This is a genomic window from Proteus sp. G2626, assembly GCF_009915985.1.
Classification (GTDB): Bacteria; Pseudomonadota; Gammaproteobacteria; order Enterobacterales; family Enterobacteriaceae; genus Proteus; species Proteus vulgaris.
Genome location: NZ_JAABNH010000005.1, coordinates 146,600 through 168,200, shown reverse-complemented (window position 1 = coordinate 168,200; position 21,601 = coordinate 146,600). Strand labels below are relative to the sequence as shown.

Annotated in this window: 20 protein-coding genes; 14 read left to right on the top strand and 6 right to left on the bottom strand. The window is 40.5% G+C overall.

Annotated elements, in window-relative coordinates; all coding sequences use genetic code 11:
* The first annotated feature begins 171 nt into the window (after positions 1-171).
* Complete coding sequence (locus GWJ05_RS02195; RefSeq protein WP_036933277.1) at positions 172-909, top strand: cyclase family protein; 738 nt, start codon at positions 172-174, stop codon at positions 907-909.
* A 408-nt stretch (positions 910-1,317) separates the two neighbouring features.
* Here GWJ05_RS02195 and GWJ05_RS02190 read toward each other — a convergent pair whose 3' ends face one another.
* Together GWJ05_RS02190 and metB are read right to left on the bottom strand one after the other, a co-directional pair.
* Positions 1,318-3,756, bottom strand: coding sequence for a bifunctional aspartate kinase/homoserine dehydrogenase II (locus tag GWJ05_RS02190; protein WP_036933280.1), 2,439 nt, complete (start codon positions 3,754-3,756; stop codon positions 1,318-1,320).
* A gap of 9 nt (positions 3,757-3,765) precedes the next feature.
* Positions 3,766-4,926, bottom strand: coding sequence for a cystathionine gamma-synthase (gene metB, locus GWJ05_RS02185; RefSeq protein WP_103005221.1), 1,161 nt, complete (start codon positions 4,924-4,926; stop codon positions 3,766-3,768).
* Between the two features lie 283 nt (positions 4,927-5,209).
* Here metB and metJ point away from each other — a divergent pair, with 283 nt between their 5' ends.
* Entirely contained in the window at positions 5,210-5,527 is a 318-nt protein-coding gene (metJ, locus tag GWJ05_RS02180; protein WP_036933283.1) for a met regulon transcriptional regulator MetJ, read from the top strand.
* Between the two features lie 135 nt (positions 5,528-5,662).
* Here metJ and rpmE read toward each other — a convergent pair whose 3' ends face one another.
* On the bottom strand, positions 5,663-5,875 hold the full coding sequence (gene rpmE, locus GWJ05_RS02175; RefSeq protein WP_006534140.1) for a 50S ribosomal protein L31: 213 nt from the start codon (positions 5,873-5,875) through the stop codon (positions 5,663-5,665).
* A gap of 203 nt (positions 5,876-6,078) precedes the next feature.
* On the opposite strand from rpmE, the gene priA reads away from it, so the two are divergent.
* The 7 genes from priA to rraA all read left to right on the top strand — a co-directional run bounded on the left by priA (position 6,079) and on the right by rraA (position 14,108).
* A complete protein-coding gene (gene priA / locus GWJ05_RS02170; RefSeq protein WP_036933286.1) occupies positions 6,079-8,280 on the top strand; it encodes a primosomal protein N' in 2,202 nt (733 codons plus the stop codon).
* Between the two features lie 307 nt (positions 8,281-8,587).
* Positions 8,588-9,619 carry a DNA-binding transcriptional regulator CytR gene (cytR, locus tag GWJ05_RS02165; RefSeq protein WP_036933288.1) on the top strand — a complete coding sequence of 344 codons (1,032 nt, stop codon included), beginning with the start codon at positions 8,588-8,590 and terminating at the stop codon, positions 9,617-9,619.
* A 70-nt stretch (positions 9,620-9,689) separates the two neighbouring features.
* Complete coding sequence (gene ftsN / locus GWJ05_RS02160) at positions 9,690-10,490, top strand: cell division protein FtsN (protein WP_036933290.1); 801 nt, start codon at positions 9,690-9,692, stop codon at positions 10,488-10,490.
* A gap of 112 nt (positions 10,491-10,602) precedes the next feature.
* Positions 10,603-11,133: an ATP-dependent protease subunit HslV gene (hslV, locus tag GWJ05_RS02155; RefSeq protein ID WP_036933292.1), complete on the top strand. Its 531-nt coding sequence runs from the start codon at positions 10,603-10,605 to the stop codon at positions 11,131-11,133.
* A 12-nt stretch (positions 11,134-11,145) separates the two neighbouring features.
* Positions 11,146-12,480, top strand: a complete 1,335-nt coding sequence (gene hslU, locus GWJ05_RS02150) for an HslU--HslV peptidase ATPase subunit (protein ID WP_036933293.1) — start codon at positions 11,146-11,148, stop codon at positions 12,478-12,480.
* A 97-nt stretch (positions 12,481-12,577) separates the two neighbouring features.
* Complete coding sequence (locus GWJ05_RS02145; protein ID WP_036933295.1) at positions 12,578-13,495, top strand: 1,4-dihydroxy-2-naphthoate polyprenyltransferase; 918 nt, start codon at positions 12,578-12,580, stop codon at positions 13,493-13,495.
* A gap of 109 nt (positions 13,496-13,604) precedes the next feature.
* Complete coding sequence (gene rraA, locus GWJ05_RS02140) at positions 13,605-14,108, top strand: ribonuclease E activity regulator RraA (protein ID WP_036933297.1); 504 nt, start codon at positions 13,605-13,607, stop codon at positions 14,106-14,108.
* A gap of 82 nt (positions 14,109-14,190) precedes the next feature.
* Here rraA and zapB read toward each other — a convergent pair whose 3' ends face one another.
* Positions 14,191-14,433, bottom strand: a complete 243-nt coding sequence (gene zapB, locus GWJ05_RS02135) for a cell division protein ZapB (protein WP_036933299.1) — start codon at positions 14,431-14,433, stop codon at positions 14,191-14,193.
* A gap of 294 nt (positions 14,434-14,727) precedes the next feature.
* Between zapB and GWJ05_RS02130 the strand changes: the two genes are divergently transcribed.
* Together GWJ05_RS02130 and glpK are read left to right on the top strand one after the other, a co-directional pair.
* Entirely contained in the window at positions 14,728-15,543 is an 816-nt protein-coding gene (locus GWJ05_RS02130; protein WP_036933300.1) for an MIP/aquaporin family protein, read from the top strand.
* Positions 15,544-15,585: 42 nt separating this feature from the next.
* The gene (gene glpK / locus GWJ05_RS02125) at positions 15,586-17,118 is read left to right on the top strand and encodes a glycerol kinase GlpK (RefSeq protein WP_036933303.1); all 1,533 of its coding nucleotides are present in this window, start codon (positions 15,586-15,588) and stop codon (positions 17,116-17,118) included.
* 101 nt (positions 17,119-17,219) lie between these two features.
* On the opposite strand, the gene emrD is transcribed toward glpK, so the two are convergent.
* On the bottom strand, positions 17,220-18,404 hold the full coding sequence (gene emrD / locus GWJ05_RS02120; protein WP_036933305.1) for a multidrug efflux MFS transporter EmrD: 1,185 nt from the start codon (positions 18,402-18,404) through the stop codon (positions 17,220-17,222).
* A 334-nt stretch (positions 18,405-18,738) separates the two neighbouring features.
* Here emrD and fpr point away from each other — a divergent pair, with 334 nt between their 5' ends.
* Entirely contained in the window at positions 18,739-19,485 is a 747-nt protein-coding gene (gene fpr, locus GWJ05_RS02115) for a ferredoxin--NADP(+) reductase (protein ID WP_036933307.1), read from the top strand.
* A gap of 70 nt (positions 19,486-19,555) precedes the next feature.
* Here fpr and GWJ05_RS02110 read toward each other — a convergent pair whose 3' ends face one another.
* The gene (locus tag GWJ05_RS02110; RefSeq protein ID WP_036933309.1) at positions 19,556-19,987 is read right to left on the bottom strand and encodes a DUF805 domain-containing protein; all 432 of its coding nucleotides are present in this window, start codon (positions 19,985-19,987) and stop codon (positions 19,556-19,558) included.
* A gap of 97 nt (positions 19,988-20,084) precedes the next feature.
* Here GWJ05_RS02110 and GWJ05_RS02105 point away from each other — a divergent pair, with 97 nt between their 5' ends.
* Together GWJ05_RS02105 and tpiA are read left to right on the top strand one after the other, a co-directional pair.
* Complete coding sequence (locus tag GWJ05_RS02105) at positions 20,085-20,720, top strand: DUF1454 family protein (RefSeq protein ID WP_036933310.1); 636 nt, start codon at positions 20,085-20,087, stop codon at positions 20,718-20,720.
* 106 nt (positions 20,721-20,826) lie between these two features.
* Positions 20,827-21,597, top strand: a complete 771-nt coding sequence (gene tpiA / locus GWJ05_RS02100) for a triose-phosphate isomerase (RefSeq protein WP_161681023.1) — start codon at positions 20,827-20,829, stop codon at positions 21,595-21,597.
* Positions 21,598-21,601: the final 4 nt, after the last annotated feature.

Here is a 21,601-nt window from a genome sequence, read left to right as displayed (position 1 = left end):
TAAGATTTTTATTATCAAACAGGTTTAACGCTTTATTTTGTTTTTTCTTTATGTTTATTATCACTAAAGCAAACTAATTTCTGTTTAAAATAAAATCAAATTCAACATCCATAACATTAAAAACGATCAAATCACTCTATTACTATTTCCGTTATCAGACAGGGGAAACCGATGACAAATGAATTAATGAATGCACTTTCTATCATCAAATCTAAAAAATGGGTAGATTTAACACACAGCTTCGATAAAGATTCACCTCATTTTTTTATGTTTGACGCAGCTAACTTCAAAACCCTTTTTGATTATCAAGATGGTTTTTTTGCTCAGCAATTTACATTCCCGGGCCAATACGGTACGCATATTGATGCACCTTGTCATTTTGTTCCTAATACTCGTTATCTGCATCAGTTAGAACTGAAAGAATTAGTGTTACCACTGATTGTTATTGATCAATCAGAGCGCGCAAAAATTGACGCTAATTTCTCATTTTCAAAAAATGATATTCTTGAATTTGAAAAACAACACGGTGAAATTGAAGCCGGTACTTTTGTCGCATTACGTACTGACTGGAGTAAGCGCTGGCCTTCACAAGAGGCGATGGATAACAAAGATGCTGAAGGAAAAAATCAAATTCCGGGCTGGGGGCTTGATGCTCTCAAATTCTTATTTGAAGAGCGAAAAATAAAAGCTATTGGTCATGAAACATTTGATACAGATCCAGCAAAAGAATTCCATAAAAACAATGCGTTATTAGGTGAGTATTACGTATTGGAACAGGATACTTATCAAATTGAATTAATGACTAATTTAGATCAACTCCCCACTCGTGGGGCTGTTATTTTTAATATTGTCGCCAAACCCAATAATGCCACTGGTTTCCCTGTACGTTCTTTTGCCATTCTACCTTAATAAACGAATAAAGCGCTGAAAAATCAGCGCTTTAAATTAAGAATAACAAATTATTCTTTCAGTAAATTAAATTGTCTGTTGTAAAACACGTGGTAAATAGAATTGTACTCTTAATAACGTTCAAACACGTTGTAACTGTACTTCAACTTCCACTCAAGACGCTAAAATTTCACATCATGAGCTACTGACAATCGTTCTCTTTAGCTTGATGGTTCACCTCCGTCATTTCATTTCTTAGTGGGACAATCTGTCTTACTACTTTTGACATTAATCGCTCCTTTGTGACTAGAGATACTTCAAGTATAGCCAAAGAATTTAAAAAAATTGAGTGATATGACACAAAAATGACAAAAGGTTATCAGCAAAAAATAACCCGCTGATAACCTTTATAAAAAAGAAATAATTAAATTACAGTAATTGAGAGAGACGGTTTAAATCTGATTGAATTGCACCTGCAGTCACATCTCTTCCTGCTCCCGGCCCTCTTATAACTAGTGGATTATCACGATACCAACGGCTTTCAATCGCAAACAAATTATCACCGGGTAACAGTGAGGCTAGAGGATGATCTTTTCTTACTGCTTCAACACCCACTTTGGCTTTACCATTGGCATCAAAACGCGCGATATACCGCAATACCATATCCATTTCATTTGCAGCAGCTAACCGCTGTGCCATTTGTTCATTGATCAACGCACTGTTATCAAAAAACGCTTCTAGTGAACCCGTTTCAGCTTCTACTGGCACTAAAGATTCAACTCTCACTTGCTCTGGCTCAATATCATAACCCGCTTCACGAGCAAGAATAACCAGCTTACGCATTACATCTTGTCCTGATAAATCGATTCGTGGATCAGGCTCTGTTAACCCTTGTTGCCATGCTTGTTCTACCAATTCACTAAAAGGTACCGAGCCATCAAATTGTAAGAATAACCACGATAATGTGCCTGAGAAAATACCACTAATTGATAAAATGGAATCACCACTTTCGCGTAAATCGCGCACGGTATGGTTTATCGGTAAGCCTGCGCCCACTGTTGCGTTATATAACCAATGACGGCCAGTTTTAGAAAAGGCATCTCGTGTAGCCCGATAACGCAAACTTGATGCGGAGCCAGCAATTTTATTAGCGCTAATAACATGAAAACCATAGCTGGCAAAATCTTCATAAGAAGTAGCAAGGGACTCATTCGCCGTAATATCAACAACCACTAAATCATCATAAGGATGTGCTCTCATCCAAAGATAAAGTGATTCTTCAGTATGCTCTGTTGCTTCTTCATCAAAGAAAGCCAATGCACGACTAGGGTTAATACCTTGATAATCAAGTAAACTGCGACGACTATCAACGACCCCCGCAAGAATAAATTCAAAATCACTGCGTGCAGATAACGGCTCTTGCTCTCGTGCAAAAAGCTCTAGCCAACGAGAGCCAATATTACCCTTACCAAACAACACTAAACCAATCTGTTTTTCTGCTCTAAATAGCGTTTGATGCAAACCTTGTAATAAATGTTCGGTATAATTACGCAATACAGCGACTAAGCTAATGTTATCTTCAGCATGCCAAATAAATTCAACAGGTTGGTCTTTAAGTTGTTGATAAAAACGATGACAATGCAGTGGGTTTTTACACACACCCGCACCAACTAACGCCACTAAAGAGAACCCTTCACGTAAATGTAATTTACCCGGCAAAACCGCATCTTGTAATACATCTAATGCACTGTTTGCGACTTCACTGGTATAACAGAGTTGTAAAAGTTGGCTGTCTTTGTCCACGCCAGTTGCTAAAGGACGAATTTGCGCACGTTTAAGTAATTCATCAACTTCTTTTGCTACTTGCTCAAAGTTTTGATGAGATGAGAGTTGTAGCTCAATTAAACAAACATCATCATGACTTGTAACGATCTTGGCGCCCGTTCCTGATGCTAAAACACGTTCTATACGTGTTGAACCTTGCTCAGGTTGATAACTACAACGAAGTTGCAAATCAATATTACTGCCTGATACGGGTTGCAATGTCCGTGTATGTAAAACAGGAGCTGCTAAACGAGCCAACTCACTGGCTTCATCTAAACGTAATAAGGGTAATAAGCAGGCATCTTTAACTTTACGTGGATCCGCACTGTATACTCCCGCGACATCACTCCAAATGGTCACTTTTCCGACATCAGCTAACGCGCCCACTTGCGTAGCTGAATAGTCACTACCATTACGACCTAATAAAACCGTTTCACCTTGTTGATTACGGCTAATAAAACCAGTCACAACAAAACGACATTCAGGATGTTTGGCTAACAGTGATTGCAATAATGGGCGAGATAATATTTCATTCACTTGAGGTTGTGCGGCTCTTTCTGCACACAAAAATTCACGAGCATCTAACCAAATACTCGGTAAACCTTGTTCAGTTAGTAGTTTTGCCATTAATCTTGCAGACCAGATTTCACCATGGCCGACAACTTCGGCATAAGTCGCCTCTGTCATAGGCTTATCAAGTAAATAACTTAAACGTTCAAGATCGGCAATAAACGCTTGAGAGAGAAGCTCTGCATTTTCTTTTGAAAGAAGACCTTCAATTAATGACAATTGGTAGCGTCGTAATGTTTGCTGAACTTGATGCGCTGAAATGCGATCACTTTGACTCAGTTTAAGCCAGCTAATTAGCTGATTGGTTGTTGAACCCGCCGCAGAAACCACCATGAGATCATTCGGTTGGCTATAGTTTGTCATGATATTCACGACACGTTGATAACATTTTATGTCTGCAAGACTGCTACCACCGAATTTATGTAACTGACGGCAAATCGGTTCCGCCTGTTGTTTAATTGCCACTACGCTCATGATCCATGGTTACCTTTTAGTTGCTGCATCAAACGCATTTTGTAAATCGTTGATTAAATCCTGGCTATCTTCAATACCTACAGAGATACGGAGCAATGAGGGACTTATTCCCGCTATTTTCTTCGCCTCATCTGACATGCCCGCATGTGTCATTGTGGCAGGGTGACAAATTAAGGTTTCTACCCCACCTAAAGATTCTGCCAGTGTAAAGAGAGTTAAGTGAGATAAAAAGAGTTTAATTACCTCCACCCCCCCTTTTAACTCAAAACTTAACATCGCACCGAAACCTTGCTGCTGTTTTTTTGCTATTTGATGGCCTGCATGATTTTCCAGTGCGGGGTAATACATTTTTTCGACTAAAGGCTGTGTTTGTAAAAATGCCACTAATGTCTGTGCATTTTCTTGTTGAAGTCGAATTCGAGGCACGAGAGTTCTTATACCTCGTAATAATAAATAACTATCAAATGCGCCAGATGTGACGCCAATATTATTCGCCCACCAGCTTAGCTCCTCAAGCTGTTTCTGACACTGACAGATAACAACACCCGCAACAATATCTGAATGACCATTGAGATATTTTGTGCAGGAGTGCACAACAATATCTGCACCTAATGTTAATGGCTTTTGTAAGACCGGACTCATAAAGGTGTTATCCGCAACCACTAAAGCACCTTGTTGATGAGCTAGTTCACTGATCTTTTGAATATCCGTTATTCTTAAAAGAGGATTACTTGGTGTTTCGATAAAAACAATTTTAGGCTGATGTAATAAAGCTTGCTTTAGTGCAATATCATCATTTTGATCCACAAAAATGACCCGGTAAGCTCCACGCTCTTGTTGACTGTTAAAAAGGCGATAACTCCCCCCATAGCAGTCATGAGGTGCGACGATAACATCGCCTGGTTTTAAAAAAACCGTACAAATTAAATGAATTGCCGACATTCCACTGCTAGTGACAACAGCGCCTACCCCTCCTTCTAGCTCAGCTAATGCTTTTTGCACCATATCACGTGTGGGATTACCGCGACGAGAATAATCATGTTCACGAGGCTGATTAAATTCTAAGAAATTATAAGTGCTAGAAAGATAGATAGGCGGTACAACACAACCAAATTGTGTATCTTCATTTAGCCCATTATGGATAGCGAGTGTTGCTGTTTTCTTCGTCATGCAGGCACCTTGTCACAGCGATAAATGGAAAAGTCGACAACAGCATATCCAATTAGACACCAAGACGTCAATACATCTAGACATCTAAACTCCTTTACGGATAGATTAAGTAATGGAATAATACCTGAATTAAGGATATCACCAGTGACCATTACTTTTTCTCTCACCTTCAGTCAGAAGAGTCGGTGGTTTTAGAAAAGTCATGATAAACTGGTATTGCCACATCAGAATGTGGGTTAACCCTATTCTGACTTCAACTAAATGATATTAATAAAGGTAATCCATGGCTGAATGGAACGGTGAATATATCAGCCCTTACGCTGAGCATGGCAAAAAGAGTGAGCAAGTTAAGAAAATCACAGTTTCAATTCCGTTGAAAGTGTTGAAAATTTTGACCGATGAACGCACTCGCCGTCAGGTTAATAACCTAAAACATGCAACCAATAGTGAATTATTGTGTGAAGCATTTTTGCACGCATTTACCGGACAGCCTCTCCCAAATGATGAAGACTTACGTAAAGAACGTAATGATGAAATCCCTGAAGAGGCAAAAGAAATAATGCGCCAGCACGGGGTTGATCCCGATACTTGGGAGTATTAATCAGCGCCGATTTATTGACTCATTGCTTGATTAACACGAATAAAAAAGCCCAAAGCAAAAACTTTGGGCTTTTCTTTAGTGCCAAACTGTCCGCAAGATACCAGACTTTGCTGATATCGTGTAGCAACAAATATCTTATTTGCTACCTGGGATTTTGAAGCGTTTGTTGAACAGATCAACACGACCACCGGTTGCAACATCACGTTGTTTACCAGTATAGAATGGGTGGCATTTATCACAAACGTCCAGATTCAGGTTGTGACCTGCTGTGGAGTTGATTTTCATAACGTTACCGCAAGAACAAGATGCAGTAATTTCTTCGTATTTAGGATGAATATCTTTTTGCATGGAAAACCTCTACTAAGGCCGTGTCGCCATTCAGCCCACAGCCGAACACCACACGTCGTGTTGATTGAAATTAAGTGTCTGGTAATTTATCTACCAAAGGGGGCGGATCATACAGAATATCTACTAAACGCGCAATGAAATCTGCACACTTTTTGTGATATTCTTAACGCTACCTTTTCGCTAAAACACTCGGAAACCCTGATATGACTATAGTTCAGGTAATTTTACCTGTACCACTGTTCTCCTCTTTTGATTATCTGTTACCAGAAGGGATCAATGCGCCAGTTGTCGGTAGTCGAGTCATCGTACCTTTTGGTAATAAACGCCGTTCTCTTGGGATTGTCAAAGGACTCACTACACACAGTGAGTTTCCAATCGAAAAGCTAAAACCTATTGAGGAAATTCTCGATACTGAGACGCTCTTCCCGGGGGTTTTATGGGATATGTTAAATTGGGCCTCGGCTTATTATCACTACCCTTTAGGAGAAGTATTATTTCATGCCATGCCCATTTTATTACGGCAGGGGAAACCGGCTGAATTTACTCCATTATGGCAATGGTATGCCACAAAAGAGGGAGCTAATCTCGACCTTAATCGTTTAAAAGGGGCAAAAAAACAGCAACAAGCCTTAGCCGCACTTCGTCGTACACCTTTATATCGCCATCAGCTTGATGAATTCGATATCACTACAGCAACACTCAATAACCTAAAAAAGAAAGAGTTTGCAGATTTACGTCCGATACAACCTGCCCCCATACATTGGCACAATGATTTTGCAGTGCAAGGTGAACGATTTAAATTAAATACCGAACAAGCTATAGCGGTGGGTGCCATTACGGCTCAAGCCGATCAATTTTCACCTTGGTTATTATTAGGTATTACAGGTTCGGGCAAAACAGAAGTTTACTTAAGTGTATTAGAAAAAATACTCGCACAAGGTAAACAGGCATTAGTGCTAGTACCTGAAATTGGCTTAACGCCTCAAACTATTCGTCGTTTTAAAGCACGTTTTAATGCCCCTGTAGATGTTTTGCACTCTGGATTAAATGATACAGAACGCTTAGCCGTTTGGTTACGCGCCAAACGCGGTGATAATGCGATTATTATTGGCACGCGCTCAGCCCTTCTTACCCCCTTTCAGCATCTTGGTATTATTATTATCGATGAAGAGCATGATGGCTCTTATAAACAACAAGATGGTTGGCGTTATCATGCCCGTGACTTAGCTGTATTCCGTGCGAAACAAGAAAATATTCCTATCGTGATGGGAACAGCAACGCCATCAATTGAAACCAGTTTTAATGTTGAACAAAAAAAATATCAACAACTAACACTTACACAACGAGCAGGAAATGCCAAACCTGCAACTGAGCATTTAATTGATTTAAAAGGACAGCCCCTCACTACGGGATTATCACCTATTTTAATTAAAGCCATAAAAGAGCACCTAAATGCTGGAAACCAAGCCATGCTCTTTTTAAATCGCCGAGGATTTTCGCCTGCATTGTTATGCCATGAGTGTGGGTGGATAGCAGAATGCCCTCGCTGTGATCACTATTACACGCTACATCAAAAGCATGGCATGTTGCGTTGCCATCAATGTGATAGTCAACGACGAATTCCAGCACAATGCCCACAATGTGGTTCAACTAATTTAATGCCTGTTGGGTTAGGAACAGAGCAACTTGAACAGGGGATTGGTGAATTATTCCCTGATACGCCCGTTACGCGAATCGATAAAGATACCACCAGCCGTAAAGGGGCTTTAGAGCAACAACTTGAAGATATTTACCAAGGTGGCTCCCGTATTCTTATTGGTACACAGATGCTAGCCAAAGGGCACCATTTTCCGGATGTCACTTTAGTCGCTTTACTCGATGTTGATGGCGCTCTATTTTCAAGTGATTTTCGTGCAGCAGAGCGCTTTGCTCAGCTTTATACACAAGTATCAGGTCGTGCTGGCCGAGCAGGTAAGCAAGGCGCTGTATATTTACAAACTCACCAACCTGATCATCCTCTGCTATTGACGTTATTAGAAAAGGGCTACGATGCCTTCACGAAAGAAGCGTTACAAGAACGACAAGCTACTTTCCTGCCTCCCTACTCCAGTCATATAATGATCCGTTCAGAAGATCATAATAACCAACGTGCGCCTCAATTTTTACGGCAACTCAAACAATTTCTTGAACAACATCCAATGCGAGATCCCAATTTATGGGTTATGGGGCCGGTTCCTGCTATTCAAGCTAAACGAGGAGGAAACTATCGTTGGCAATTATTGCTACAACATCCTTCGCGAGGTTACTTACAAAAATTAATGTCTGTCACTTACCCTCAAATTGTGGCTTTGCCTGAGAGTAAGAAAGTAAAGTGGAATATTGATGTTGACCCAACAGATTGTTAATCGTTTTTATTATATCTATTTGAATATATTCCAGCCAAATTTATATTGAGAATAAAATTCTGATGAAATACTTGTTACAGTCCAAGACTATTTATCAATTTTGCGAACTAACTCATAAAAACGATTGGTATCACACTTTTTATGCAAACTAGGTAACAGTATCTATTTAAAAAGCGGGTAGAATAACAATTTAGAATATTTCTCAAACTAAAACCGTCGATAAAATCTTTTTTTGAGCACCGGCGGTTTTTTTACAAATAAAAAAAGCAATCGTTTAACTAAACCATCCAAAAGGGAGGTATGGGGTTTGCAACAGAATAATAAAGATAATACGCAAGCAACAATGAAAGATGTTGCCCTTGCAGCCGGTGTGTCCACAGCAACCGTATCACGGACTTTAATGAATCCGGAAAAAGTATCCTCACAAACCCGTCAGAAAGTTGAACAGGCTGTTCTTGACGTGGGCTATTACCCACATAACCTGTCAAAAAATCTTAAACGCAACGAGTCAAAAACGATCCTTGTGATCGTCCCTAACATCAGTGATCCCTTTTTTACTGATGTCGTATGTGGTATTGAAGAAACCGCCGCACAACATGGTTATCTTGTTCTTATTGGTGATTGTAAGCATCAGCAAAAACACGAAAATGCATTTATTAACCTCATTATCACCAAACAAATTGATGGTATGTTACTGCTTGGATCACATATTCCTTTTGATGTTTCCAAAGAAGAGCAGAAAAACCTACCGCCAATGATCATGGCGAATGAATTTGCACCCGAACTCGAATTACCTACTGTTCATATTGATAATCTCACAGCCTCTTTTAGAGCAACACACTATTTACAGCAAATGGGGCATAAGCGTATTGCTTGTATTACAGGCCCTGAAGATATGCCTTTATGTCGCTATCGCTTACAAGGCTATATTCAAGCTATGCGTAGAACAGGGGTTCCTTTACGTGAAGACTATATTATTCGTGGTGATTTTACCCATGAAAGCGGTGCAGAAAGTCTGAAAAAACTGATTTCTTTACCTGAACCACCGACAGCGGTGTTCTGTCATAGTGATATTATGGCGATTGGCGTTATGTGGCAGGCGAAAAAACTAGGGTTAGAGCTCCCGAAAGATCTCTCTGTAATTGGTTTTGATAATCTTGATATCACACGCTACAGCGAACCCGCTCTGACAACGATGGAACAACCTCGTTATGAAATTGGACGTCAATCTATGCTGTTATTGCTCGATCAATTACAAGGTAGACCTGTTGCACCAGGTTCTCGCTTATTAGATTGTGAGCTAATTATAAGAGATAGTGTCTGTCAGCTTAAAAGCTAGGCAAAACACACTATGTTAAGTAACATATCGCTCGTGATACCTATTCCTTTAATTATCAGCGAATCGAACTGTGGCACAACGAGACTATGTGGGACGAGGGCAGACATCTGCTCGTCGTAAAAAGACAACGAAAAGTAAAAATAAAAAGGCTGCTAAAGGGTTGCCTTTGACAACACTTATCGCGGCAATCGCAATTGTGGCGCTGTTTATCGGTGGCCTCTATTTTATTACGCATAATAAAAAAGAAGCCATAGAAACAGCACCAACAATCACTGGGCAGCATCCAGCGAATAGCTTACCGCCTAAACCGCAAGAGCGTTGGCAGTACATTAAAGAACTGGAAAATCGTCAGGTGGGTACGCCTTTATTGCCCGAATCTTCCTCTTCAGGTAGCCAGATTAATCCGAAAGCAACACTTTCACCTGAACAATTGAGATTTTTACAGCAAATTGAAGCAGATAAGCGTCAGCCGGCCGTTCAGTTACCTGAAGTCCCTTACAATGGGGAAGTTCCGCGCTCACAAGTGGTCGTAACACCACCGGCAACAACCCTACCTTCTGTGGTTCAACAACCGACACAGACTCAATCCGAGCAAGTGCCAGCCCCTGCAACCGTGACGCAACCACCAAAACCGGCTGTGGCTACAACGCATTTTTTAGTGCAATGTGGCTCATTTAAAAATACAGAACAAGCCGAATCAGTAAGAGCAACACTGGCTTTTTCCGGTATTGAAAGTCGAGTAACAAAAGGCAATGATGGCTGGATACGCGTATTATCAGGACCTTACAGTAAAGAACAAGCCAATTCAGTCAGTAAACAAGCAGCTGGCGCTGGCGTATCAGGTTGTATTCTTCGCTCTTCTGGGGGTTGAAAAATAAATTTTCTCCCCCACCTATAATTCTAATTCACATAACGGGCCGTGCTTTATCTCAAAGATAAGCACTTTCCGTCTCATTTTTATTGATTAAACCAGGGGCTGACTCATGACTACAATCGTAAGTGTTCGCCGTAAGGGCCAAGTTGTAATCGGTGGTGATGGACAGGCGACGATGGGTAATACCGTCATGAAAGGCAATGTTCGCAAAGTACGCCGTCTTTATAACGACAAAGTCATTGCGGGATTTGCTGGCGGCACTGCTGATGCTTTTACTCTTTTTGAACTGTTTGAACGCAAATTAGAACTTCACCAAGGGCATTTAACCAAAGCTGCGGTAGAGCTCGCAAAAGATTGGCGCACAGACAGAATGCTACGCAAATTAGAAGCACTACTTGCTGTTGCAGATGAAAATACATCTCTTATCATCACTGGTAATGGTGATGTCGTTCAACCAGAACACGATCTCATTGCTATCGGCTCTGGTGGTCCTTATGCACAAGCAGCGGCAAGAGCCATGCTAGAAAATACTGAACTTTCTGCACGCGAAATCGCTGAAAAAGCACTGAGCATCGCTGGAGATATCTGTATTTACACTAACCATAATGTCAACTTTGAAGAACTCTCTTCAAAAGAGTAAGGATTTGAGAGCATGTCTGAAATGACTCCTCGCGAAATAGCCAGCGAACTTGATAGATTTATTATTGGTCAAGATAAAGCGAAACGCGCTGTGGCAATTGCCCTACGTAACCGCTGGCGCCGTATGCAACTTGATGAAGCGCTACGCCATGAAGTCACCCCTAAAAATATTCTGATGATTGGTCCTACTGGTGTGGGTAAAACTGAAATTGCACGCCGTTTAGCAAAATTAGCCAATGCACCTTTCATCAAAGTTGAAGCAACTAAATTCACTGAAGTAGGTTATGTGGGTAAAGAAGTTGATTCTATTATCCGTGACTTAACCGACTCTGCGGTCAAAATGGTGCGTAGCCAAGCGATTGATAAAAACCGTTTCCGTGCTGAGGAAATGGCGGAAGAACGCATTCTGGATGCACTTATTCCACCAGCAAAAAATAACTGGGGTGTCGCAGAGCAAGCCTCTGAACCTTCTGCTGCTCGCCAATCTTTCCGTAAAAAATTACGCGAAGGCCAATTAGACGATAAAGAGATTGAAATTGAGTTATCTGCAACACCAATGGGTGTTGAAATCATGGCTCCTCCAGGAATGGAAGAGATGACAAACCAATTACAATCTATGTTCCAAAATTTAGCGGGACAAAAACAAAAAGCGCGTAAGATGAAAATCAAAGATGCGTTTAAGCTTATTGTTGAAGAAGAAGCCGCTAAACTGGTTAACCCTGAAGAGTTAAAGCAACAAGCCATTGATGCAGTAGAGCAACACGGTATTGTCTTTATTGATGAAGTAGACAAAATCTGTAAACGTGGTGGTCAAAGTTCTGGCCCTGACGTTTCTCGTGAAGGGGTGCAACGTGACCTCTTACCACTGGTCGAAGGTTGTACAGTTTCAACAAAACACGGTATGGTGAAAACAGACCATATTCTGTTTATTGCATCAGGTGCTTTCCAAGTTTCCAGTCCTTCTGATTTAATTCCTGAATTGCAAGGACGTCTGCCAATTCGCGTTGAGCTTCAAGCGCTGACAGCAGAAGATTTTGAGCGTATTCTTACAGAACCTAATGCATCGCTAACAAAACAGTATGAAGCTTTAATGGCAACTGAAGGGGTCTCTATTAGCTTTACTGAAGACGGTATTCGCAAAATTGCCGAATCAGCATGGCGTGTTAATGAGACAACTGAAAATATCGGCGCTCGTCGTTTACATACCGTTTTAGAACGCTTAATGGAAGAAATTTCCTACGATGCAAGCGAACGACAAGGTCAATCTATATTGATTGATGCAGAATATGTGAAACAGCATCTGGATGAGCTTGTAGCAGATGAAGATCTGAGTCGATTTATTTTATAATCAACTTGTGCGATCCTTATCAGCAATATTTACGTGGGAGGCTTGCCTCCCATTCTTATTTTTATAATAACAATGAACATGAGTATCGAATTTCAGCATGAGCTCTCTAAATTCCACTAGCCGGACACAAGCCTGGCTTGAAAGTTTACGACCCAAAACACTGCCTTTAGGGTTAATTGCCATTGTGACTGGCTCCGCATTAGCGTATTGGATGGGTCATTTTGAGCTACCTATTGCACTGCTTGCTATTTTGACGGCAGGGACATTACAAATTCTATCCAACCTTGCTAATGACTACGGTGATGCTGTAAAAGGCACGGATACAGAAGAGCGTTTAGGGCCACTTCGTGGAATGCAAAAAGGCGTAATAACGCCAGCTCAAATGAAAAAAGCCTTAATACTAAATGTCATCATCTCATGTATTTCAGGTATCGCACTGATTATTGTCGCATGCAAAAAACCAGAAGACGCCATTGGCTTTTTAGTGATGGGGTTACTTGCCATTGTTGCAGCCATTACCTATACCGTAGGCCGACGTCCTTATGGCTATATGGGATTAGGTGATATCTCCGTCTTAATATTCTTTGGCTGGTTAAGCGTAATCGGGACTTATTACTTACAATCGAATACTTTTGATATTGTTACCCTTCTCCCCGCCACAGCCTGTGGTTTACTTTCTGTTGCCGTCCTAAATATTAATAATATGCGCGATCTAGAAAGTGATATTCAAGCCGGTAAAAATACATTAGCCGTTCGTTTAGGCCCTTCAGGCTCTCGAACCTACCATACGTGTGTTATTTTTCTCTCTATTGCGTGCTTAATTATCTTCACACTTCTTTATATGCACCGCTGGACAGCATGGCTATTCTTACTCGCCACCCCCATGCTTTTACTGCATATTAAACGTGTTAATGCCGACCACTCTGGCGAAGCGATGCGTCCTTTACTTGAACATATGGTAAAAGCGGCATTACTCACTAACGTGCTCTTCTCTTTAGGTTTAATTTTAGAATAATTTAGTCCGATTGTTGATTTGACTCACTGAATTTTCAGTGAGTCTTTTGCCAACAGCCCCTGTTAAGGGATATACTGGCTCTTCCTGTGGCAACCTGACGTAATCTCCTATGAAATATGATACTTCTGAACTCTGTGATATCTATCAAGAAGATATCAATGTCGTAGAACCGCTTTTCTCAAACTTTGGTGGTCAAAGCGCCTTTAGTGGTCAAATCATCACCGTGAAATGCTTTGAAGATAATGGTCTGATTTATGATTTACTAGAAGAAAATGGCAAAGGCCGTATTCTTTTAGTTGATGGCGGTGGCTCTGTACGTAAAGCCTTAATTGATGGTGAATTAGCACAACTTGCCGTATCGAATGAATGGGAAGGCATTGTCGTTTATGGTGCAGTACGTCAAGTTGATGTATTGTCAGAACTTGATTTAGGTATTCAAGCGATGGCTGCCATACCTGCGGGTTGCCCGAGTGAAGGCATTGGTGAAAGTGATATCCGCGTTAACTTTGGCGGTGTTACATTCTTCTCTGGTGATTATCTTTATGCGGATAACACAGGGATCATTTTATCAGAAGAGCCTTTAGGCTTAGATGAAGATTTAATTGAAGATTAATTTTACTTTTATCTGCTTTCTTACGATTTAAGACACAAAAGCCACCGTCTGGTGGCTTTTGTATTTTTGGCTTAAAAAACCATTACTGTACGTCTTCCATTTTACCTAACAGTGCACGTAAACGCTCTTGCCAGCTTGATTGCTCTTGTTTTAGCTCTTCGTTTTCACGAACAAGGGCTTCGCGTGATCCTTTCGCTTCTTGAACTTCTTGGTTCAGCGCATCATTTTTTTCTTTTAGCTCTTCAATTTCCATCTGTAATAACGTGATGGTATCAATAGCCTGTTGTACTTTTGATTCTAACTTTTCGAAAACTTCAAATGACATACTGTAATCCCCCATATAATCGATACTTCCGATTGTAAGTAGCCTATCAACAACTGTCTAGCATCTTCCGTGGAATTACATTCTTTTTTCAATTTATCAAAAACACTGGTCAGATCACATTACAAATGTCGAACAAGTCACTAATTAAGAGCGTTTTCACTCATTTTCTTGATGAGACACACAAATTTCAATTTCGCTTATTCTCGTTTACGCTCATTAACGATAAATTTACAGTTATCTTTTCAATTCGAAAAGAATACTAACAATAAATAACCCTCTTTCAGGATAGAATATATGAGCCAGACGAAAACCTCTCTTATGGGTCAATGCATTTCTGAATTTATCGGAACTGCGTTGCTAGTCTTCTTCGGCCTCGGTTGTGTAGCTGCGGTACGTATTGCAGGTGCAGAGCTAGGACTATGGGAGATAAGTATTATCTGGGGGCTGGGTGTTGCCTTAGCCGTTTATCTTACCGCAGGCACCTCGGGTGCTCACTTGAACCCGGCAGTTACTGTTGCGTTTTGGTTATTCGCTTGCTTTGAACGCAGAAAAGTTATCCCTTATATTATTGCACAAATGTTAGGTGGCTTCTTTGCCGCAGCCATTGTGTACTTTATGTACTACAATGTTTTCCTCGACTACGAACAAGTTAATGGCATTGTCAGAGGCTCACAAGAAAGTCTCTTCACTGCTGGTGTATTTTCGACTTATCCTGCAGCTCAAATTTCCGTTGTACATGCCTTTTTTGTTGAAGTTATCATCGCCGTTATTTTAGTTGGCTTAATTTTAGCCTTAACTGATGACGGTAACGGTGTACCTAAAGGCCCATTAGCGCCTTTACTGATTGGTATTTTAATTGCTGTTATCGGTGGTGCATTTGGTCCATTAACTGGATTCGCCTTAAACCCTGCTCGTGACTTTGGTCCAAAACTGGTTGCGTACTTTGCTGGTTGGGGTGATATTGCGCTGACTGGTGGACGTGATATTCCTTATTTCTTAGTGCCAATGATTGCTCCATTTATCGGTGGTATCTTAGGTGCATTGGCTTACCGTAAATTAATTGGCCGTCACTTACCTTGCGATACCTGCAAAATTGAAGACGATAAATAATACTTAGAGCAAGATTGTTGATTATCAAAACAGGTTACTAACATGACAACAGAAACAAATACATCAAATACTGAAAAGAAATACATTGTTGCGCTTGATCAGGGAACAACCAGCTCTCGTGCTGTAGTGATTGATCACGATGCTAACATCGTCAGTATTTCACAACGCGAATTCACTCAAATTTATCCTAAGCCAGGCTGGGTTGAACACGATCCAATGGAAATTTGGGCAACACAAAGTGCAACCTTAGTTGAAGTCTTAGCAAAAGCAGATATTCCATCTGATCATGTCGCAGGTATTGGTATCACAAACCAACGTGAAACCACCATTGTGTGGGATAAAGAAACGGGTAAACCTGTCTATAATGCCATTGTATGGCAATGTCGCCGTACTGCCGACTTCTGTACTCGTTTAAAAGATAAAGAAGGTGTCGAAGAATATATTCGCCAAAATACAGGCTTAATGGTTGACCCTTATTTCTCTGGTACAAAATTAAAATGGATCCTCGACAATGTCGAAGGTGCTCGTGAAAGAGCAGAAAAAGGCGAGTTATTATTTGGTACTGTTGATACTTGGTTAGTTTGGAAAATGACGCAAGGTCGTGTTCACGTTACTGATTTCACTAACGCCTCACGAACAATGTTATTTAATATCCACTCGTTAGATTGGGATCAGAAAATCCTCGATCTGCTGGATATTCCTCGCAACATGTTACCAAAAGTAGTGCCATCGTCAGAAGTTTATGGCCAAACAAATATTGGTGGTAAAGGTGGTACACGTATTCCTATCGCGGGTATGGCGGGTGACCAACAAGCTGCACTTTATGGTCAACTTTGCGTACAAAGTGGTATGGCGAAAAATACCTATGGTACAGGTTGCTTCTTACTGATGAATACAGGTAAAGAAGCCGTTCGTTCTAATCATGGTTTGTTAACAACAATCTGCTGTGGCCCGCGTGGTGAAGTAAACTACGCCTTAGAAGGTGCAGTATTCGTTGGTGGTGCATCTATTCAATGGCTACGTGATGAATTAAAACTCATTGATGAAGCGACTGACTCTGAATACTTCGCGACTAAGGTTAATGATACAAACGGTGTTTATGTTGTTCCTGCGTTTACTGGCCTAGGTGCTCCTTATTGGGATCCGTATGCGCGTGGTGCTATCTTCGGTTTAACCCGTGGTGCTAACCGTAATCATATTATCCGTGCAACCTTAGAATCTATCGCTTACCAAACTCGCGATGTTTTGGATGCAATGCAAGCCGATTCAGGCGCACGTTTACAATCATTGCGTGTTGATGGTGGTGCAGTTGCCAATAACTTCTTAATGCAATTCCAGTCCGATATTTTGGGTACGCGTGTAGAACGCCCTGTTGTTCGTGAAAGTACAGCATTAGGTGCGGCATTCCTTGCTGGCCTTGCGATTGGTTTCTGGAATGATTTAGAGGAAGTCAGAAACAAAGCCGCTATCGATAAAGAATTCCGCCCTGGAATTGAAACCACTGAACGTAACTATCGTTATAACGGTTGGAAAAAAGCCGTTGCTCGTGCCCAAGAATGGGAAGATCGCGGTTAATTGCAGTAAAACAGGTTGAGAGAGAAGTAGCCTAGGCTACAAAACTAAAATGCCGAGATAAAAATCTCGGCATTTTTCATCTAATTTGCGGCATCGCTAATCTAAATAGTATGTTCTTCATGGCTAAAACGATGAGCCAACGGAAGCCAACAAAGCATAATAGCGACTGACATAGCGAACATAATCATGCCTAAGCTAAATTGATTATGTTGTGGTAATAAAGCGGAAAACCACGTTGCAACACCTGATCCCACATTTTGTAATCCCCCTACCAGCGCACCCGCAGAACCTGCTAGATAAGGAAATGGTTCCATAGCCCCCGTTGTTGCAAGCGGAAATAACATGCCTGCACCAAAGAAAAATAATGCAGCGGGTACCAGTAAAGTCCAAATATTAATGACATTTAGCCAACCAGGGATCCACATTAAAATACCGGCTGATAAACAACAAAAGACAGAGTGCCACATCAATTGCACAAAGGTTTTACCTTCACGACCAGCATACCAAGCACCAAAGAATGCTGCAGGAATAGGCAAAATAAATAATATACTGATAGTAATACTATTTAAGCCTAATACCCCGCCCATTAAGACACCACTCGATGCCTCAAAAACCGCAATACCAGATAAAGCACAAATCAGCATAATTAAAAATGCACTGAAGGTACTGTTTGAAAGCAATAAGTAAAATGATGACAGCATGTTACGTTTTTCAACTTGTACAGGACGTGTTTCTGGCATCCAGCGATACATACAAAACAGAACACTCGTTCCTAATAATAACAAAAAGATATAACACGCATGCCAACCAAAGAAGTGTGCGACGATGCCACCAATCATTGGTGCTAATAATGGACTAACTAAAACACCCATATTTAATAAGCTATTGGCATAACGTAATGCAGTACCTGTATATAAGTCACGAGGTTGTGTCCGTGTCATCACGCCCGCAACCCCTGTCCCCATACCTTGTAAAGTACTTGCAATAACCAATGTAGTTAAATTTTGTGAGAAAATCGCCACTAGTGTCGATAAACAAAAGATAGTCATCCCGACCAAAATCACAGGGCGACGTCCTACTTTATCAGAGATAGGCCCATAAATGAGTTGTGAAAAACCATAAGAAAAAAGATAGGCGCCCATCACTTGCTGTACTGCACCGGTCGGCTCACCAAAGTAAACCGCCATATCCGCGATCACAGGCACATAGATGGTTTGCGTCATTTGACCCACAGCAACCAGTGCAATTATCAATAATAATAGATTTGCATGTTCTAACTTTCTCATTTCTTTTCTTTGCTCAGAAATTTCAAATAAATTAACAGACAGACGCACACCACAGAGAATTTATAAAAAATAAACTCTGCAAAATGTACACCTTTTAAGAATGAGACTAAGTTAACAAATTTGGAGAAATTTGCGAGATAGCCAGCAATTTTTGCATGACACCTAATGTCAGAGAAAAACACCATAGTTGTCAATATAAATGTACATATTGTGTCATTCATTGACAAAATTTCAGATAAATAATATCACCACATCATCTTGATAAATAAAAAATCACTTCCTACTTAGAATGAATAAGCGACATCAACGCATTTATCGTAAGGAGATAACCTCTATGGCAAATTGGGTGAATGGAAAAGTTATCCAAGTTAATCGCTGGACTGACTCGTTAATAAGTCTTGTTGTAAATGCCCCTGTTGATAAATTTACAGCGGGACAATTTGCAAAATTAGCATTAGATATTGATGGCGAACGAGTGCAACGTGCCTATTCTTATGTGAATGCACCGAATGATCCTAACTTAGAATTTTATCTGGTGACTGTACCCGAAGGAAAATTAAGCCCTAAATTAAGCGCTCTAGAAATAGGGGATGAATTACTTGTCACCGAGCAAGCCAGCGGCTTTTTTGTATTAGAAGAAGTACCTAGTGCTAATACCCTTTGGATGCTTTCTACAGGAACCGCCATAGGGCCTTTTTTATCGATTTTACAATTAGGGCAAGATCTGGATAGATTTGAGAATATCGTTCTTGTTCACGCAGTTCGTTATGCTAATGACTTAAGTTATCTCCCTTTAATGGAAAAACTCGTTGAACATTACTCAGGAAAATTACGCATTCAAACTATTGTTAGCCGTGAAAATCATATTGGCTCATTAACAGGTCGTATTCCTGCATTAATTGAAAGTGGTGCCTTAGAAAAAACCGTTGGCTTAACCATCTCCCCAGAAGAGAGCCACCTTATGTTATGTGGTAATCCACAAATGGTAAGAGATACCCAACAACTATTAAAAGAACAACGAGAAATGCGTAAACATTTACGACGTAAACCGGGGCATATCACCAGCGAACAGTATTGGTAATATGAAAAAGCAAAATAAATAAGGGCAATCTTCTCTTTTGCCCTTATTGGATTTATTTTAATAAAAAGTATTAACGCCAGCGACGGTAATTCACTTGCTCCGTGTGTTTACCAAAGTAGTTTTCACTTTGATTGCCAATAAACACACCGCAATCTAACAACATAATCATCCCGATAAAGGAAGGAAGAAAACGCCCCATCGCCCATTGCCAAAATGGTTCTAAACTACTTGTATCAGTGAGTCCCAACATCACTGCAAGTAAAAGCAATAAAAGCCATATTCCTCTTTTATTTCTATCGTGGAGTCTTTTGGTAAAAATCGCGCAAAAAGGGTAGAGAATAAAGAAGATCGATATCCACATTACGATAGCCGGTAAGGGATAAATCACTTCATTAATAATAAAAAGGCCCAAAAAAAGAGCAAAACAGACACCAAAACCGACCCAAAAATCACGACGCCCAATTCGCCCTTTGAATGAAAATGCCCAATGTTGTAAGGTCATAAATTCTCAATAATTTACTTAATGTGTGAATGACACTGTCCATTTAGTATCAAATAATACAGACTAGCCAATAACAGCACAGACAAACGGAGGACAGATGATAAAAGAAAGTACACTTTCTACGTTATACCTGATAATCATAAGCATTGCTCTTTGTTTGCCAACTTCCGTTTTCGCAACAGGGATGTCCGTCGCACAAAAGCAACCCACTAAAGATGATATTGCTTATCTTAAACAAGATGCACCTGTTTTTGAGATAACGATCCCTGAGCTACGAGCAAAGTTCAACCAACAAAATCCGTTATTATTTCTTAATGAATATAAAATTATCACCAACCATAATATTGCGATCCCACTTGTCAGAGCAGCAACTCGTATCACACCTTATCTTTACTCATCTGCAATATTAGAGCGTGGTAGTGAAAAAATTAAAAGCCTACAACTGACACTTATCCACACACCAGACTCACCTGAATTAGAAAAAATAAACCGTGAGATCACCACACAATACATTATCACTTTGGTCGCTCAATTTGACCCATCAATAACACCAACACAAATTCAAGAAGTGCTCGATTTGTTTGCATTTAAAAACCAAACACCCGCTTACATTAGCCATAACGTTGGGGCTATTCGTTACATTATTGCACATGAAGATGATAAATTAACGACCTTCGCCATTGAACCGATTAAGCTTTCTTTAAATAGCAAGATCGTTTCAGCTATTCCGTGATAAAAAACAAAGCTATTCTATTCAATGTTCTCTATACTGTTGTGCATCAACAGAATTCAAGTTTATTAGCAAACTAAATTTAAACCACTCGGTTGGAGGAAAAGTTATGCGCCATCCATTAGTCATGGGTAACTGGAAACTCAACGGTAGCATTCATATGGTTCATGAGTTGATTGCTGCACTACGTAAAGAAGTTAGCGGTGTTGCAGGTTGTGATGTTGCCATCGCACCACCCGCAGTTTACCTATGCCAAGCACGCCATGAAATTGGTGGAAGCCGTATTGCATTAGGTGCTCAAGATACAGGTGTTAACTTATCTGGTGCTTTCACTGGTGAAACTTCGGCAGAAATGCTGAAAAACGTTGATGTTAAATACGTTATCATTGGTCACTCTGAGCGTCGTACTTATCATAAAGAATCTGACGAGTTTATCGCTCAAAAATTTGGCGTGTTGAAAGAGTTAGGTTTAACGCCAGTATTGTGTATTGGTGAAACCGAAGCAGAAAACGAAGCGGGTAAAACACAAGAAGTCTGTGCTCGCCAAATCGATGCTGTTTTAAATGCACACGGTGCAGTGGCATTTAAAGATGCCGTGATTGCTTATGAACCAATCTGGGCTATCGGTACAGGTAAATCTGCTACTCCAGAACAAGCTCAAGCTGTTCATAAATTTATTCGTGATCATATTGCGAAGAAAGATGCCGCTATCGCTGAACAAGTTATTATCCAATACGGTGGCTCTGTTAACGATAAGAATGCAGCTGAACTATTTGGTCAACCCGACATTGATGGCGCATTAGTCGGCGGTGCTTCACTAAAAGCTGATGCATTTGCCGTCATCGTTAAAGCAGCAGCACAAGCGAAAGCGAAAAAATAATTTT